We start from the raw sequence: 14,943 nt of genomic DNA, 5'->3' as shown, positions 1-14,943 counted from the left end.
TCCAGGGCCTTGTCCCCCAGGAACCCGGCAATCGATTCCAGGATGGCGCGGCGGCGGTCCTCGGCACTCAGCTCGAAGACGGCGTCGGCCTTTTCATCCGAGACAAAGCCCACCAGGGTTCCCCGTGAATCACCGTGGTTGGTGTTGTCGTAGACCTCCTGGACCAGCGAACCGGCACCAAAACCCGTTCCGGAGAGTCCGTCTTCACGCCAGAACGGCGTGCGGTAGACGGCGTGGACCTTGATCACCAGGCCCAGCGACTGGTGCTGGTGCATCTGGTGCTGCCGCCGCGGAAGCGGCGGATCAAAAGAGACGCGTGAGTAAAGGTTCGGTGGCACCGCCATGATCACAAAACGCGCATTCACGGTGGCGCGCTCCGAGACAACGCTGACGCGGTGCCCGCCTTCCCCGGCGTCCTCCCAGCGGACAGTGCGTACCGGACTGTTAAGTACGACGTCGGCACCCAGTTCCGCTGCCTGCAGCAGGGACACCTGCTGCATCCCTCCGATGACCCGCTTGTCCAGGATGAAGTCCTCGTCGGTGAGGTGGCTGAAGGACCCGGCGGAGGCTGCCATCAGGACCGCCTGCAGTGCCGAAAACGCGTGTGCGGGCTTGGTGAGCATGCCGCCGGCGATGAACAGTCCAATGTTGTTGCAGGCCTCCTCGTCGTTCGAGTTCCGGCGCAGCCAGTGGTGGAAGGAGATGGTGTCCAGTTCACGGGCCTTGGGGTGCGCCCACGGCTCGGTGGCGCCGATTTCCGCGGCGAGGCCGTCCAGAATGCCGATCAGCTTGTCCATTTCCGCCCCGGTGGCTGCGCTCACCGGGAAGGAATCACCGGTGTAGCGGGTTTTCTTGCCGTCGGCGCCGACGTAGACGGACTCGCCCTCCCGGTAGCGGGAGTATGTCTTCAGGCCGAGCTCGTCCAGGAGCTCCAGCAGTACGGTCTGATCCGGGGAGACCCACTGGCCGCCGATTTCCAGCATGGCCCCGTCAATGGTGTCGGTCCAGGTCCGTCCGCCCACGCGGTCCCGTGCTTCCAGCACTGCCACGCTGAGGCCTGCCTTCCTCAGCTCGCGGGCAGCGGTGAGCCCGGAGGGTCCGGCGCCAACGATCACAACGTCACGGTCAAGATTCAGCATGATGTCCTCTCTATGGCCGGTCGAGTGACGCGAACCACTAAATGAATGCCATTCATTTAGTAGAACTATAGCTGTTTCGCGGCCCCCGAGGAAGAGGCCGGTGGAATAATGCTGGGGATACTGCCCGCAGAAAGGCCAGCAATGCCGGCATCACCAGCCGCTTCACGAAGTACCACGGAGCGCGAACCCGTGGCGAAAACCGGTGCGGCACGGCGCCGCGTGGGGCGGCCCGCCGCGGCTGTCCTGGACAAGGCGGGAATCACAGCCGCGGCCCTGCGGCTCATCGGCAAGAACGGCTACGACGGTCTCACCATGGCCGCACTGGCCCGCTCACTGCAAGTGGCGCCGTCGGCCCTTTATAACCATGTGGAATCCAAGCGGGACGTGCTCCTGCTCGTGGAAGACCACTTGACCGCACTGGTGGACGTGACCCCATTCGCGGCGGAACCCTGGGAGTCCGCGGTGCGGAAATGGGCCTGGAGTTACCGGGACGTCTTCGCGGAGCACACGCCCTTGATTCCCGTCATCGCTGTACTTCCCGTGACTGACGCGCCCCAGACCCTCGCCATGTATGAGACCGTCAGCGCAGGATTCCGGGCGGCCGGATTCCCGGAGGAGCGGATCGTGTCCGCCATCGTGGCCCTGGAATCGTTCATTTTCGGATCCGCCTACGACGTCACGGCCCCAGCCGACATTTTCGATTCCGGCAGCATGGCGGAGTCGACGCCGAGCTTCACGGGTGCAGTCCGGAGCTTGGCCGCGCAGGGGCACGAGAAACCTGCAGACGTGGCGTTCAGCCTGGGGCTTGAGGCCCTAATTGCGGGCCTCGGGGCGTTACGGGAGTAGGCCCAGGGCGTTCTCAGCCTCACCCTGTTCCACCACACCAGATTCCGCCAGCCACTCTATGGTGCGCCGCCGCATGGCTCGGTCATGGAAAGAGAACCAACGGGTCTCAAGCCCGGGGAACTCTGTGAGCGTGTTCCTGAAACGCCGGAACGCTCCCTTGCCGTCTATTGCGCGCCAGAGCAGGTCCTTGGCGCGTTCATCCTGCACATCCGCGATGAACGATTCCATATCAATTGCGCCCAATGTCAGCATGAGCAGTCCTCCGGGAGCATGAACAGCTGGTGTCGTTCGCATGCTATACCCACGGTTACGGCCGTGGAATGCCGGATTCTGGGCCCAGCGCTAAGGACCGCCCCAGCGTTAAAGAAGGGAACCCCGGTCCGAAGACCGGGGTTCCCTTGATTGCGTGCGCGAGGGGGGATTTGAACCCCCACGCCCTTTCGGACACTGGCACCTGAAGCCAGCGCGTCTGCCGTTCCGCCACTCGCGCGCAACTTCTTTTCCATGAATTACGGCCGGTTTCCCGGATCCGCAACCTTGTAAAAGCAGCGAGATCAAGCATAACGGACATCGGCGGCAAAACACCAATTGAGCCTCGGGAGGGGTCAAATTCCCCACCGGGAGGGGGCCAGCCGGGAACCACCAGTGAACTTTTCCGGGGGCCCGGCCGTTGTGGATTAAGGTCATTCACAGGCCTGCCCAGTAGTATCTGATGTAGTAGTGCCTGCCACTGCCAGGCAGGCCGCTGGGTTCTGAACTGCATTGTTGGCTGAGTTCCGGAACGAAAACTGCCCCTCAGCCGGGGGGAAAGGAGAAGGACCATGGGATTGCTGGACAAGGTCGAGCGCGGCATCGAAAAAGCCGTCCGCGGTGTCTTCTCCACCGGTTCGCGCGCCCAGGTTGAACCTGTGGAAATCGCCAGCCGGCTCCGCCGCGAGGTTGACAACAAAGCCCTCACCATCGCCGCCGGCCGCACACTGGCCCCCAATGTCTTCGACGTCCAACTCAGTGACGACGACTTCAGGAGGGCTCAGGACTGGGGCACGCCGCTGGCCGAAGAACTCTGCGACGTCGTCATAAACCACGTCCGGAGCCAGGGCTACACCCTGCAGGGCTCGGTGCGGATCTCTTTCCGCCGGTCCGAGGATCTTCGCGCTGGCAACTTCGAGATCGTCTCCTCCACTGAGAAGTCCAAGGCCGGCCCCGGAGTCGCGTCGGCCAGGCCCAACCTGCCAGCAGCCCCCAGCCGCCCGCCCGTACGGCTGCAGCCCGTCCTGGACATCGACGGTCAGCGCTATTCCCTCAATGCCCCCTCCATCGTCCTGGGAAGGTCTTCCGAGGCCGACATCCTGATTGACGACACCGGCGTCTCGCGCCGCCACCTCGAGATCCGCACCGCCACCGGCGTCACCAGCGCTGTGGACCTCGGCTCCACTAACGGCAGCTACGTCAACGGCCATAAACTGGCAGGCAGCACCGAACTGACCGACGGCTCCACCATCACTATGGGACGGACAAAGATCATCTTCCGCCTGCTTCCCGCCAACCCTGGGGGCCGCCCATGAGCGACCTGACCATCACTGCCCTGCGGTTTGGGTTCCTGATCCTGCTCTGGGTCCTCATCTTCAGCATCGTTTCGGCCATGCGCAGGGACCTGATGGTGGGCCGCAAAGCCGCCGCCGGCACCCCCACCGCCCGTCAGGTCCGCAAAAACCCGGGACTGGCCGAGGCTCCGCCGCAGCCGCTCAAGCAGCAGGCCCACCAACTGGTGGTCACCGAAGGCCCGCTCAAGGGAACCACCATCCCCCTGGCCGCCAGCCCCATCCTGTTGGGCCGCGCTCAGGAAGCCACACTGGTACTTGAGGACGACTACGCCTCCGGCCGCCACGCGCGGTTGTTCCCGCAAGGCAGTCGATGGTTCATCGAGGACCTTGGCTCCACCAACGGCACCTACCTGGCCGACCAGCAACTTACCCGGGCTCTGCCCGTTGAGCTTGGTGTACCCGTGAGGATCGGCAAGACGGTCATCGAATTGAGGCCGTAGCCATGGCCGCTGACATTCCCGCCGGCGGGGCCACCCCCGTCCAGCGGCCCCTCATCATGCGCTACGCCGCGCGCTCGGATGTGGGACGCATCCGGGCCAAGAATGATGACTCGGCGTACGTCGGCCGCCATTTGGCAGTGGTCGCGGACGGCATGGGCGGCCACGCTGGCGGCGATGTTGCCTCCGCCGCGACCGTGCTGGACATGCTGCACCTCGATCATGGCGACTACGACGGAGACGCCGGCACGGTCCTCGCCGACGAGATCCAGACGGCCAACTCCCTGCTATCCGAGCTGGTGCACATCAACCCCAAGCTCGCCGGCATGGGCACCACCGTCACATCCCTGCTGCTCGCCCAGGGCAAGCTGCACTTCGCGCATATCGGCGACTCCCGGGCGTACCGCCTGCGTGATGGCGTGTTTGAACAGGTCAGTGTGGACCACACGTTCGTCCAGCGGCTGATCGATGAGGGCCGGCTCCGGCCCGAAGAGGCCGAAACCCACCCGCACAAAAACGTCCTTATGCGCGTCCTGGGCGACGTCGATGCCAGCCCCGAGCTGGATCTGGACACCCTGGACGTCAAACCCGGGGAGCGCTGGTTGCTGTGCTCGGACGGGCTCAACTATGTGGCAGGACACGTGGTGGAGCGGACCGTCCGCGAGACAAAAGACCTGCGTGAGTGCGTCGAAACCCTGGTCAACCTGACGCTGGAAGCCGGCTCACCGGACAACGTCACCGTGGTCATGGTGGAAATCACCGAGGAAACGTCCGACGACGTCAGTACCGCCGCCGTCGACATCATTCCTTCGCAGCTGCTCACCGAAGCCCTCGCCGCGGCCGGCGACGCCGCCAGCGCTTCACCGGACACCGAGGCCGACGACAAAAAGCCCGCCGCCGACAAAGCCGAAAAGCCAGCTGCCGCGGAACCGCCGCCCTCCACCGACCCCCATCTCGGCGAGCACCTTTCGGCCGAAGTGCTGCGGCAGGAACTCGCATCGCGCCCGCACGAACTCGTCGGTGCTGCGGCCACTGCTGCCGAGTCCGGCTCCATTCCCACCATCGCCGGCCGCACCGTGGCCCGGCGGGCCGCCACCGTTCTGACGCACAAGGCCGACGCCCCGGTTGCTGAGGTAGATGACGTCCTGGGACGGCCCAAACCCCGCCGCTGGGTCACCATGTCCATCGCCGCGTCCGTGCTGGTGGTCCTGACACTGGGCCTCTGGCTCGGCTATGCCTGGACCCAGACCCGCTACTACATCGGGGAACACGATTCCCGCGTGGCCATCTTCAATGGTGTGTCCCAGCGGCTTGGTCCCATCCAGCTTTCAACCCTCGAAGCCGTTACAGAGATCCGGATGGATTCCTTGCCCCAGTTCTCCCAGCAGCGCGTCCGGCAGACAGTGCCCGCGCGTGACCTCTACGACGCCCAGCGGATCGTGAAGAACCTCGAAGGCACCGGCACCATTGCTCCGCCGGGTGAGTGCCTGACGCCATCGCCCACTCCGGCGCCAGCAACGGCGCCCGCTGAAACACCCACCGCGCCTGCCCCATCGCCGGACCCAGCCGCTCCGGCGGCAGCACCACCTGCCCCGGCCGCCTCACCCACCCCCACTACCGTCTGTGAGGAGGGCCAGTGAGCCAGCTCAGCACCATCCCCAAGCCCCGGCGCAACGTGGAACTGTTGCTGCTCATCCTCGCCCTGTCTGTGGGCATCGGCGCCAACATGCTGGTGGGCGTTGACCAGGCGAAGGCGTTCGACTCCGATTTCTGGTTCCAGTCCAGCCTCCTCGCGGTGGCCGCCCTGGTCTTCCACGTGGTCCTGCGGGTTCGGGCAAAATATGCCGATCCGGTAATACTTCCCTTGGTGGTTGCACTCAATGGTCTGGGTCTTGCCATGATCCACCGCCTTGACGCCCCCGGGGAGGACACCGGCAACAACCAGCTGCGCTGGACCCTGATCGCCATGGCAGTGGCCATTGGCGTGATCTGGTTCCTCAAGGACCACAGGGTGCTCCGCCGCTTCACTTACATCTCGCTGGCTGTGAGCGCGCTCCTGCTGATTCTTCCGCTGGTGCCCGGCATCTCGGCCGGCGAAATCCTGGGCGCCCGGGTCTGGATCCGGATGGGTCCCATGACGTTCCAGCCGGGTGAGATCGCCAAGATCACGCTGGCTATATTCTTCGCCGGTTATCTTTCCTCCAACCGCGACCTCATTCTCCTGGCCGGCCGCAAGATCGGCCCGCTGCAGTTCCCCCGGTTCAAGGACATGGGGCCCATGATCACCGCCTGGCTGGTGAGCATCGGCGTGTTGATCTTCCAGCGCGACCTCGGGTCTTCCGTGCTGTTCTTCGGCCTGTTCATCGTGATGATCTACGTCGCCACCAGCCGTATCAGCTGGGTGGTCATCGGCTTGGGCCTCATCCTGGGCGGCGGCTTCGTGGCAGCCCAGGTGTTTTCCCATGTCGAAGTCCGCATCTACGGCTGGCTGAACGCCTTCAGCCCGGAAGTTTACGAGACCGGCAGCCGGCAGGTCATCGAGGGACTCTTCGGCATGGCCAACGGCGGCCTGGTGGGTACCGGCCTGGGCCAGGGCCGGCCGGATCTGGTCCCCTTCGCCAACAGCGACATGATCATCGCGTCCATCGGCGAGGAGCTGGGCCTGATCGGACTGTTCGCCGTAGTGCTGATGTACGTCATGCTGTTCACGCGAGGGTTCCGGGCGGCGCTGGGCACCCGGGATGCCTTTGGGAAACTTCTGGCCTGCGGACTTTCCTTCGCCATCGCCCTTCAGTGCTTCGTGGTGATCGGCGGAGTCACACGACTGATCCCGCTGACCGGCTTGACCACGCCGTTCCTTGCCGCCGGCGGCTCATCGCTGCTGGCCAACTGGATCATCGTTGGCCTGCTCCTGCTGATCTCCCATACGGCGCGGGGACCGGTGGACACCACACCACTTCCTCCCGGCGGCGCCGCGGAACCTGCAGGAATTGATACTCCCACCGAGGCGGTGAAACAAGCGTGAACCAAGCAATCCGTAATTCCTGGGTGGCAGCGATCGCCATGTTTGCCTTGATCTTCGGCGCCATCAGCTTCGTCCAGGTGGTGGGTGCCGATGACCTCAAGGGCAACCCCCTGAACCAGCGCGCCATTCTGCAGAATTACTGCAACGACCGCGGCGCCATCATCGTGGGCGGGGACCCCGTGGCCGAATCGGTGGAAGGCACGTCCGAGGTCTGCCAGTTCCAGCGGACCTACGCACAGCCGGCACTCTATGCAGGCATCACTGGCTACTTCTCGAAGAACTACGGTGCCACCGGCCTGGAAGTTGCCATGAACGCCCAGTTGGCCGGCAGCTCCGACCAGCAGTTCTTCGACCGGATCGGCCAGCTCTTCCTGGGCAACCAGCCGAAGGGCGCCTCGGCGGAACTCACCATCGATCCCGCCATCCAGAAGCTCGCCTACGACCTCATCCCGGACGGCCAACGGGGATCCATTGTGGTCACCAGCCCGAAGACCGGCGCCATCCTGGCCATGGTGTCCAAGCCGTCCTATGACCCCAACCTGATCGCCACCCAGGACCCCACCGCCGAAACCACCAACATCAATGAGCTGGTCAAGGTACCCGGCATCAACCTGAACCAGAATGTCAGCGGACCCACGGGCGAGTTGCTCGCTCCGGGATCAGTCTTCAAGCTGGTGGATACCGCGGCGGCCCTCGCCTCCGGGAAGTACAACAAGGACAGCGTGCTCCCCAACCCGGCCGAGATGCCCTTCCCTGGGATCCAGTACAAACTGCCGAACTACGCCGGAGGCAACTGCTACACCCAGGACAAGGCCAGCTTTGCCTTCGCCCTGCAGCAATCCTGCAATACGCCGTTCGCCAGCATTGCCCTCGACCTGGGCCGCGACGCCATCGCCGAGCAGGCCGCAAAATTCGGCTTCGGCGAGGATCTGGGCGACCAGCTCAAGCTCGCCTACGCCAAAGGCGGCGGCTTCCCCGATGACCTGGACGGGCCGGGCCTGGCCCAGTCCGCCATCGGCCAGAAGGACGTGCGCGCCACTCCGCTGCAAATCGCCCTGATGACCGCGGCCATCGCCAACAACGGCGTCCAGATGAGCCCCAGCCTCGTCAAGACCGTGCGGTCCCCGGACCTCAGGGTCATTGACGAGCCCCAGCCTGAAGCACTCCGGACGTCCACCACCCCGGAAATTGCCCGCCAGATCACCGAATGGATGACCAGTGCGGTGAGCCAGGGCATCGCCCGCGGGGCGGCCGTCCCCGGTGTCCAAGTGGCCGGGAAGACCGGAACCGCTGAACTGGGCAACGGCCTGAACAACTCATGGTTCACCGGGTTTGCCCCGGCGAACAACCCGGAGGTGAGTGTCACCATCGTCATGGAAGGCGTAGACATCACCACCGGCGCACAGCTAACCAGTCCGAACGCGAAGAAGATTTTTGAGGCGGTGTTGAATAAGTGAGGCCTACAACGGGAATCACCCTCGGCGGCAGATTCCAGCTGACCACGCGGATTGCGATCGGCGGGATGGGAGAGGTCTGGAAGGCCAAGGACCAGGTCCTGGGCCGAATTGTCGCCATCAAGGTACTGAAGGAGGAATACACCGGTGACCCCGGTTTCCTCCAGAGGTTCCGTGCCGAGGCACGCCACACCGCCCTGTTGAACCACGTGGGCATCGCCAATGTCTTTGACTACGGCGAGGAGGATGGCTCCGCCTACCTGGTCATGGAGCTTGTCCCTGGCCAGCCGCTGAGCAGCATCATCGAGCACGAGCAGGTATTGTCCCCGGACCGGACGCTGTCCATGATGGCGCAGACCGCCCGTGCCCTTTCCGTCGCCCACGCCCAGGGGCTGGTCCACCGCGACATCAAGCCGGGCAACCTGCTGATCACACCCGACGGCCGGGTCAAGGTCACCGACTTCGGCATCGCCCGCCTGGCCGACCAGGTCCCGCTGACACAGACAGGCCAGGTAATGGGCACCGCCCAGTACCTCGCCCCCGAGCAGGCCACCGGCCAGACCGCTACCGGCGCCTCGGACATCTACTCACTCGGCGTGATCGGTTACGAGTGCCTCACCGGGCACCGGCCCTTCTCCGGCGAATCCCAGATCGCCATTGCCCTCGCCCAGGTCAACGACGCCCCGCCGCCGCTTCCGGAGACTCTCCCCAAACCGGTCCGCGCGCTGCTGATGTCCATGCTGGCCAAAGACCCCAAGAACCGCCCGGCCAACGCCATCAAGCTGTCCGAAGCCGCCGAGGCCATCCGCAACGGCGATATTGACGCCGCGCACGCAGCGGTTCCCGGCATGCTGCTCTTCGAGGCAACCACGGGCCCCATTACTGCGCCGGTAGACATTGCCACGGCACCCACCGGCGTCATCGCCCAGAAGGACAGCAACACGACGTCGACGTCCGCCCTGCCCGTGCTGGGTGCCGCTGCCGGCGGCGCTGCAGTCGGCGCCGCGGCCGCGGGAGCCGGGAGCACGCTTTCGCGCGCGGACGCCCTGGCCGCGGAGCGCAGCTGGGTGCAGGAGGAAGAGAAGTACGACGACGAACCGGAGGACGAGCCCGCGCGTCGCGGCCGGAGCCCCTGGACTTGGCCACTGGTCGCCTTAATCGTGCTGGTCCTGTTCGCGCTGGTGGGCTTCTTTCTGACGCAGCAAGGGATTTTTAACCCGTCCGGCACCGTCACCAACTCTGCGTCCAGCAACCCGCCGTCCACCAGCCCCAGCCCGTCAAAAACCTCGGCGTCCGCTACGCCTACCCCCACCCGGACCACCGACGCGCCCACGCCGACGCCCACCCCCACCACGGTGGACATCATTTCGGCGGCCTACCTCGGGAAGGACTACCGTCAGGTCCAGGGGACGCTGGAAACCATGGGCCTGTCCGTCCGGGTCATCCCGCAGCAGAGTACCTCCGCCGCCGGAACGGTGTTGCAGGTCAACCCCACGGGCACCGTGCCCAAGGGGGCTGAAGTGACTGTGACCTACGCCGTCCCGGTCCCGGCCAGCATGCCGACCGCTCCGCCGTCTTCGCCGGCCGCCTCTGCTGAGCCAACGTCCACCCTCCCCAAATGCAACCCTGGCCAGCTGCCGGGATTGCCTCCTACCTGCGCGCCGTAGCGGTCGGAACTGACAGTGAGTGATTCGGCCCGCACCCCGCTCCACCGGGAGGACAGCCTCCCGGTGGATAACCAGCGTGTCCTCAGCGGCCGCTACGAACTCGGCGGAATCATCGGCCGCGGGGGGATGGCGGATGTCCACCGTGGAGTGGATACCCGGCTTGGCCGGACCGTTGCTATCAAGCTTCTCCGCCCGGATATGGCCCGTGATCCGCAGTTCCAGGCGCGCTTCAAACGGGAAGCGCAGTCCGTGGCGGCGCTGAACCACCCGTCCATCGTCGCCATTTACGACACGGGCGAACATACGGTTCCGGATGGCTCGGAGGACAGTGTCCGGGTGCCCTACATCGTGATGGAGTTTGTTGAGGGCCGGACCATCCGCGACCTGATCCGGGCCAAGGAAGTCAGCATTGACCAGGCCATCGACTTCTGCCTGGGTGTGCTTTCTGCCCTTGAATACAGCCACAAGGCGGGCATCGTCCACCGGGACATCAAACCTGCCAACGTGATGTACTGCGAAGGCTCCAATTCCGTGAAGGTCATGGACTTCGGGATTGCCCGGGCCATCGCCGATTCATCCGCCACCATGACGCAGACCCAGGCCGTGGTGGGCACTGCCCAGTACCTCTCGCCCGAGCAAGCCCGGGGCGAAACAGTGGATGCGCGCAGCGACCTCTACTCCGCAGCGTGCCTGCTGTACGAAATGCTCACCGCCCGCCCGCCCTTTATTGGTGACAGCCCCGTGTCCGTGGCGTACCAGCACGTCAGGGAAATCCCGGAGCCCGCAAGCAGCGTGAACCCGGAGGTTTCGGCGGCCCTGGACAGTGTCCTGGCCAAGGCTCTGCAGAAGAACCGGGCGGACCGTTTCCAGGACGCGGCCGCCTTCCGGCGTGCGCTGCGCGCCGCCCGGGCGGGCGTGTCCGTGCCCGCGCTGGCCGCAACCGAAGCCCCCACCGATCCCAACGACCACGTCCCGACGCCGGAACGCCCGCCCGTGACAGAGGCGTTCGGGCTCACCGGAGCCGGCTTCCTGGACGATGCCCCCACCGGCCGGCCGCGCAACGCGGACGACACCCGGACTGACGGCGTACCGGTCATGGCTGCTGCCACCCGGGGACAGTCGGATATCGATGAACTGCCCTTGGGCTTCGCGCCGGAACGTGAGCGGACCGCCCGGCAGAAGTCCCGTCGTCGTACGTGGGTTGCCACCCTGGTGATCTTCACCCTCCTGGTTCTTGGCGGCGGCGGTCTCTGGCTGTACAACGTCGTGAACCAGCCAGCTCCAGCGCCGCCCAAGGTGGCGGTCCCGGCGGTCGCGTCCCTGACGGAGTCGGCGGCCCTGCAGGAACTTTATGGTGCCAACCTGCGGCCGCAGATCAAACGGAACAAGCACGAGACCATACCCAGCGGGACGGCCATCGGCACTGACCCGGTGGCCGGAACCTCGCTTGACCCCAATGCGGAGGTGATCCTGAATATCTCTGAAGGCCCAAGCGCCGTCAAGATTCCGGAGAACCTTCCGGGCCAGACAGAAGCCGCGGCGCGGGACATCCTGCGCCAGGCAGGACTCGTGGGAGCCCCTTCCACCACCACAGCCAACAGCGCCACCGTTCCCGGCGGCAGGGTGATTACCACCAGTCCGGCGCCGGGCCAGCTGGTGGGTGTGGGCACCACGGTGGAGATCGTGATTTCCACCGGCAAGGTGTCCATGCCTGAACTGCGCGGCCGCACGCGTGCCGAGGCGGAAACGGCGCTGAAGGAACTGGGCCTGGTCCCCAACGTCCAGGAAGTGGAGAACTCCGAGGTGGAGGCGGGCCGGGTCACGGATCAAAGCGACCCGGTGAACGCCGCCGTCGATCAGGGCAAGACGATCAATATTGTGGTGGCCAAGGCACCGGCCCCGCCGCCCACACCAACGGCCACGGCCACACCCACTAAAAAGGGCTAAGCCTCCACCCGCTCCTTAAAGCAACGCGGGGTCACTTCGCGCCCATCCCGAAGAGGAACATGGGCGCGAAGTGACCCCGCGTTGTTCGTGTGTGCCGGTCAGTGCTGGATGAGCGGGCTCAGCGTGGCGGCACGGGCGGCGGCTCCCGCCATTCCCAGGGACTCGAGCCAGTTGCCCAGCATCTGGTAGCCGCCTTCGGTCAGGACCGACTCCGGGTGGAACTGCACCCCGCACAGCGGTGCAGTGCGGTGCTGCAGGCCCATCACGACGCCGGTCGCGGTCTCGGCCGTGATCTCCAGGACGTCGGGGATGGTGTCCCTTACCGCTGCCAGCGAGTGGTAGCGCGTCGCTGTCACGGGGGAGGGGAGCCCGGCGAAGACGCTGGTGCCGTTGTGCTCCACCAGCGAGGTCTTGCCGTGCATCAGCTCCGGCGCGTGGGTCACCGTGCCGCCATAGGCTTCGGCCAGGGCCTGATGGCCCAGGCACACACCGAACATCGGCTTGTTGTTCGCCCCGCACCACTTGATCAGCTCAATGCACACGCCCGCCTCGGCGGGGTTTCCCGGACCGGGTGAGATGAGGACGCCGTCGCGCGTTTGTGCCATCTCGATGGCCTCAGCGAGGGTCACGTCGTCGTTGCGGACAACGGTGGTCTCGGCGCCGAGTTCCTGGAGGTAGCCCACCAAGGTGTAAACGAAGCTGTCGTAGTTGTCTACGACCAGGATTTTGGTTGTGGTCATGGCTGGCTTGCAGAACCAATCGTTGAGTCGGTGAATGCGGTGAACCCGGACATCCATGGGAACAGGAACTGAACCATCAGGATCAGTGCGCCGGCGACGAGCACCAGCGACGTGAGGATCCGCAGCCAGAGGGGGCCGGGCAGGTGGCGGAAAATCCAGCCGTACATACTCAGTTTCCTCCCACGGCTGCGGCCACCTGGGCGGCGATCTCGGCCGGCGGGCCCGCCGAGGCAGGCTGCCAGCTGTCCAGCAGCGCGTACGCGATGATGCGTTCCTCGGCGCCGAAGCGCGGATTGCAACTGGTCATGGTGAGGAAGCTTTCGGTGGGAGTGGCGCCGGGTCGGGTGGGGACCGGTTCCAGGACATCGGTCCGGGACGGCATCACAATCTGGTTGTTGCGGAAGACATAGATGTAGTAGCCGTCCTTGGTCTGGACGTAGATTTTGTCCCCCGGGACAAGGGTGTGGATATTGTCCAGGACGGCACCGTGCGTCTGCCGGTGGCCGGCCACCGCGAAGTTACCGACGGCGCCGGGCATGGCGGTGTTGGCGTAATGGCCAAGCCCCAGCGTATCCAGGACATCCCCGGTGGTTCCCTGCACGATGGGCCGGGTGTAGTTGGGGCCAAAGCGGGGGATATACATGATGCCGATGGTGCCGGCATGGCCTGGTGCCGCGGCAACGGCCGGGGTGCCGTAATCCACGGGCGCTGCCGATGGATCCGGTTCCGGGCTTGCAGGCACCGCGCCGCCCAGCCCTTGGGCGAACTCCTTGATGACGGCACTCTGCTTGGCGTCGGATTCGATGTTGGTCCACCACAGCTGCCAGCCCACAAAGAGCAGGAGGATAATGCCGGCCGTGATGAGCAGCTCGCCGAGCACCTGCACTGTGCCACGCAGAAGGGAAGCGCGGACGGGCGCCGCACGGGCGGGCCGCGTAGCGGCGCGCCTCGCCTTCTCCTGCACTACCACGCGTTCTCCTCCGGGGTGGCCGCGATGGGCGTTTGAATGCCCTGAACTACGGCTAGAATTGACTGCTAGTAAGAATCCAGATTTGACCAAGATCGCGCAGACCGCTGGCAACTTCCTTCTTGCAGGATATCAAGCCCGCGGCGCCGAGCTTGCTCCAGTCCGCCAAGGAGAGCCCGTGCCCGAGTCAAAGCCTCGCAAGAAGACTTCCACCGCCGCGCAGCCCGCTTCCGGGGCGCAGGCGTATAAGCCCAACGCTGTTTGGTTCAAGCCGGTGATGTTCGGCCTGATGATCATCGGGCTCTTCTGGATCATCACGTTCTACATCAGCGAGGGCCGGTTTCCTGTCCAGGCCTGGGAGTCGTGGAACATCGTGGCCGGCTTCGGCATTGCCATCATCGGCTTCCTGATGACCACGCGCTGGCGTTCCTGACCTGACCGCAGGACCCGCATGACTCCCGCTGCCGCCGCCCAGCCCCTAAACGAGGGTGTGGACGGAACTGTCCTGGGCGACGACGGCCTCGCCCGTCCGCCGTGGGCCGCCGCGGATCCGCTGTTGCGCGAGTACTACGACTCCGAATGGGGCCTGCCCGTCCGGGACGAACAAGGCCTGTACGAGCGCATCTGCCTTGAGGGCTTCCAGGCAGGTCTCTCGTGGGCAACGATCCTCCGGAAGCGCCCCGCCTTCCGTCAGGCTTTCCTCGACTTCCAGCCGGACGCAGTTGCCGCTTTTACGGAAGCGGATGTTGAGCGCCTGCTCCAGGATCCCGGCATCATCCGCAACCGGCTCAAGATCCGTGCCGCCATCACCAATGCCCGGGCCACCATCGCGCTGCGCGAGCGGGAAGGCCTGGTTGACTTCGTGTGGCAGTTCCAGCCCCGGGCCACTCCCCAGCCGGTCACGCACGCGGAGATCCCCACGCAGTCACCGGAATCGGTGGCGCTCTCCAAGGCGCTGCGGACGCAGGGATTCTCGTTCGTTGGCCCCACCACCATGTTCGCGCTGATGGAAGCCATCGGAATGGTGGACACCCATCTTCTGGACAGCCACCGGCGCGGATCCTCAGGCGTCTGGACCGGCTGACCTGCCGCTCCGCGGGGCGCTGACCGGATGCCC

15 protein-coding genes and 1 tRNA gene are annotated in these 14,943 nt (G+C 65.4%); 10 read left to right on the top strand and 6 right to left on the bottom strand.

Translation table 11 applies throughout. The features are described 5' to 3' along the window. A partial coding sequence (locus tag V6M49_RS16665; RefSeq protein ID WP_332762131.1) for a flavin monoamine oxidase family protein occupies positions 1 to 1,139 on the bottom strand: 1,139 nt, incomplete at its 3' end. Positions 1,140 to 1,247: 108 nt separating this feature from the next. Here V6M49_RS16665 and V6M49_RS16660 point away from each other — a divergent pair. Beyond that, positions 1,248 to 1,985 carry a TetR family transcriptional regulator gene (locus V6M49_RS16660; protein ID WP_141138893.1) on the top strand — a complete coding sequence of 246 codons (738 nt, stop codon included), beginning with the start codon at positions 1,248 to 1,250 and terminating at the stop codon, positions 1,983 to 1,985. On the opposite strand, the gene V6M49_RS16655 is transcribed toward V6M49_RS16660, so the two are convergent. Both V6M49_RS16655 and V6M49_RS16650 read right to left on the bottom strand, forming a co-directional pair. Continuing rightward, positions 1,974 to 2,237 (bottom strand): UPF0158 family protein, encoded by a 264-nt coding sequence (locus tag V6M49_RS16655; protein ID WP_332762129.1) that lies wholly within the window; start codon positions 2,235 to 2,237, stop codon positions 1,974 to 1,976. The two genes, V6M49_RS16660 and V6M49_RS16655, sit on opposite strands and share 12 nt — an antisense overlap. Positions 2,238 to 2,392: 155 nt before the next feature. After that, a tRNA-Leu gene (locus V6M49_RS16650) sits at positions 2,393 to 2,475 on the bottom strand. Positions 2,476 to 2,806: 331 nt separating this feature from the next. On the opposite strand from V6M49_RS16650, the gene V6M49_RS16645 reads away from it, so the two are divergent. Genes V6M49_RS16645 through pknB form a run of 7 tightly spaced genes read left to right on the top strand, consistent with a single transcriptional unit; the run spans position 2,807 to position 12,119 of the window. After that, positions 2,807 to 3,550, top strand: coding sequence for a DUF3662 and FHA domain-containing protein (locus V6M49_RS16645; protein WP_332762128.1), 744 nt, complete (start codon positions 2,807 to 2,809; stop codon positions 3,548 to 3,550). Further along, on the top strand, positions 3,547 to 4,029 hold the full coding sequence (locus V6M49_RS16640) for an FHA domain-containing protein FhaB/FipA (RefSeq protein ID WP_332762127.1): 483 nt from the start codon (positions 3,547 to 3,549) through the stop codon (positions 4,027 to 4,029). Before V6M49_RS16645 ends, V6M49_RS16640 begins: the two co-directional genes overlap by 4 nt. Positions 4,030 to 4,031: 2 nt before the next feature. Beyond that, positions 4,032 to 5,666, top strand: a complete 1,635-nt coding sequence (locus V6M49_RS16635; RefSeq protein WP_332762126.1) for a PP2C family protein-serine/threonine phosphatase — start codon at positions 4,032 to 4,034, stop codon at positions 5,664 to 5,666. Then, the gene (locus V6M49_RS16630) at positions 5,663 to 7,051 is read left to right on the top strand and encodes an FtsW/RodA/SpoVE family cell cycle protein (protein WP_332762125.1); all 1,389 of its coding nucleotides are present in this window, start codon (positions 5,663 to 5,665) and stop codon (positions 7,049 to 7,051) included. The genes V6M49_RS16635 and V6M49_RS16630 overlap by 4 nt, the downstream gene beginning before the upstream one ends. Next, positions 7,048 to 8,508, top strand: a complete 1,461-nt coding sequence (locus tag V6M49_RS16625) for a peptidoglycan D,D-transpeptidase FtsI family protein (protein WP_332762124.1) — start codon at positions 7,048 to 7,050, stop codon at positions 8,506 to 8,508. The genes V6M49_RS16630 and V6M49_RS16625 overlap by 4 nt, the downstream gene beginning before the upstream one ends. Next, on the top strand, positions 8,505 to 10,172 hold the full coding sequence (locus V6M49_RS16620) for a protein kinase domain-containing protein (protein ID WP_332762123.1): 1,668 nt from the start codon (positions 8,505 to 8,507) through the stop codon (positions 10,170 to 10,172). Before V6M49_RS16625 ends, V6M49_RS16620 begins: the two co-directional genes overlap by 4 nt. A gap of 15 nt (positions 10,173 to 10,187) precedes the next feature. Further along, positions 10,188 to 12,119, top strand: a complete 1,932-nt coding sequence (gene pknB / locus V6M49_RS16615) for a Stk1 family PASTA domain-containing Ser/Thr kinase (protein WP_332762121.1) — start codon at positions 10,188 to 10,190, stop codon at positions 12,117 to 12,119. A 98-nt stretch (positions 12,120 to 12,217) separates the two neighbouring features. Here the strand turns inward: pknB and V6M49_RS16610 are convergent, their stop codons facing one another. From V6M49_RS16610 to V6M49_RS16600, 3 genes are read right to left on the bottom strand one after another with little or no spacing between them, the layout of a single operon-like run. After that, positions 12,218 to 12,859 (bottom strand): aminodeoxychorismate/anthranilate synthase component II, encoded by a 642-nt coding sequence (locus V6M49_RS16610; protein WP_056342783.1) that lies wholly within the window; start codon positions 12,857 to 12,859, stop codon positions 12,218 to 12,220. Then, the gene (locus V6M49_RS16605) at positions 12,856 to 13,026 is read right to left on the bottom strand and encodes a hypothetical protein (RefSeq protein ID WP_200950679.1); all 171 of its coding nucleotides are present in this window, start codon (positions 13,024 to 13,026) and stop codon (positions 12,856 to 12,858) included. The genes V6M49_RS16610 and V6M49_RS16605 overlap by 4 nt, the downstream gene beginning before the upstream one ends. Positions 13,027 to 13,028: 2 nt before the next feature. Beyond that, positions 13,029 to 13,829 (bottom strand): class E sortase, encoded by an 801-nt coding sequence (locus tag V6M49_RS16600; protein WP_332762118.1) that lies wholly within the window; start codon positions 13,827 to 13,829, stop codon positions 13,029 to 13,031. Between the two features lie 175 nt (positions 13,830 to 14,004). Here V6M49_RS16600 and V6M49_RS16595 point away from each other — a divergent pair, with 175 nt between their 5' ends. Together V6M49_RS16595 and V6M49_RS16590 are read left to right on the top strand one after the other, a co-directional pair. Continuing rightward, positions 14,005 to 14,259 carry a cell division protein CrgA gene (locus V6M49_RS16595; RefSeq protein WP_104060389.1) on the top strand — a complete coding sequence of 85 codons (255 nt, stop codon included), beginning with the start codon at positions 14,005 to 14,007 and terminating at the stop codon, positions 14,257 to 14,259. A gap of 18 nt (positions 14,260 to 14,277) precedes the next feature. Continuing rightward, positions 14,278 to 14,910, top strand: a complete 633-nt coding sequence (locus V6M49_RS16590) for a DNA-3-methyladenine glycosylase I (RefSeq protein WP_332762116.1) — start codon at positions 14,278 to 14,280, stop codon at positions 14,908 to 14,910. The last annotated feature ends 33 nt before the right edge of the window (positions 14,911 to 14,943 follow it).

Origin of the sequence: Pseudarthrobacter sp. (assembly GCF_036675385.1) — a bacterium.
In the GTDB taxonomy this organism is placed as follows: Bacteria; Actinomycetota; Actinomycetes; order Actinomycetales; family Micrococcaceae; genus Arthrobacter.
Note: the sequence above shows the minus strand (reverse complement) of the source record. Positions and strands in the feature narration are given on the sequence as shown.

Bases quoted from the DNA above. Each gene is read 5' to 3' on its own strand.
- V6M49_RS16640 (WP_332762127.1), top strand. From the start codon at position 3,547: ATGAGCGACCTGACCATCACTGCCCTGCGGTTTGGGTTCCTGATCCTG.
- V6M49_RS16660 (WP_141138893.1), top strand. From the start codon at position 1,248: ATGCTGGGGATACTGCCCGCAGAAAGGCCAGCAATGCCGGCATCACCA.
- V6M49_RS16655 (WP_332762129.1), bottom strand. From the start codon at position 2,237: ATGCTGACATTGGGCGCAATTGATATGGAATCGTTCATCGCGGATGTG.
- V6M49_RS16590 (WP_332762116.1), top strand. From the start codon at position 14,278: ATGACTCCCGCTGCCGCCGCCCAGCCCCTAAACGAGGGTGTGGACGGA.
- V6M49_RS16645 (WP_332762128.1), top strand. From the start codon at position 2,807: ATGGGATTGCTGGACAAGGTCGAGCGCGGCATCGAAAAAGCCGTCCGC.
- V6M49_RS16635 (WP_332762126.1), top strand. From the start codon at position 4,032: ATGGCCGCTGACATTCCCGCCGGCGGGGCCACCCCCGTCCAGCGGCCC.
- V6M49_RS16610 (WP_056342783.1), bottom strand. From the start codon at position 12,859: ATGACCACAACCAAAATCCTGGTCGTAGACAACTACGACAGCTTCGTT.
- V6M49_RS16605 (WP_200950679.1), bottom strand. From the start codon at position 13,026: ATGTACGGCTGGATTTTCCGCCACCTGCCCGGCCCCCTCTGGCTGCGG.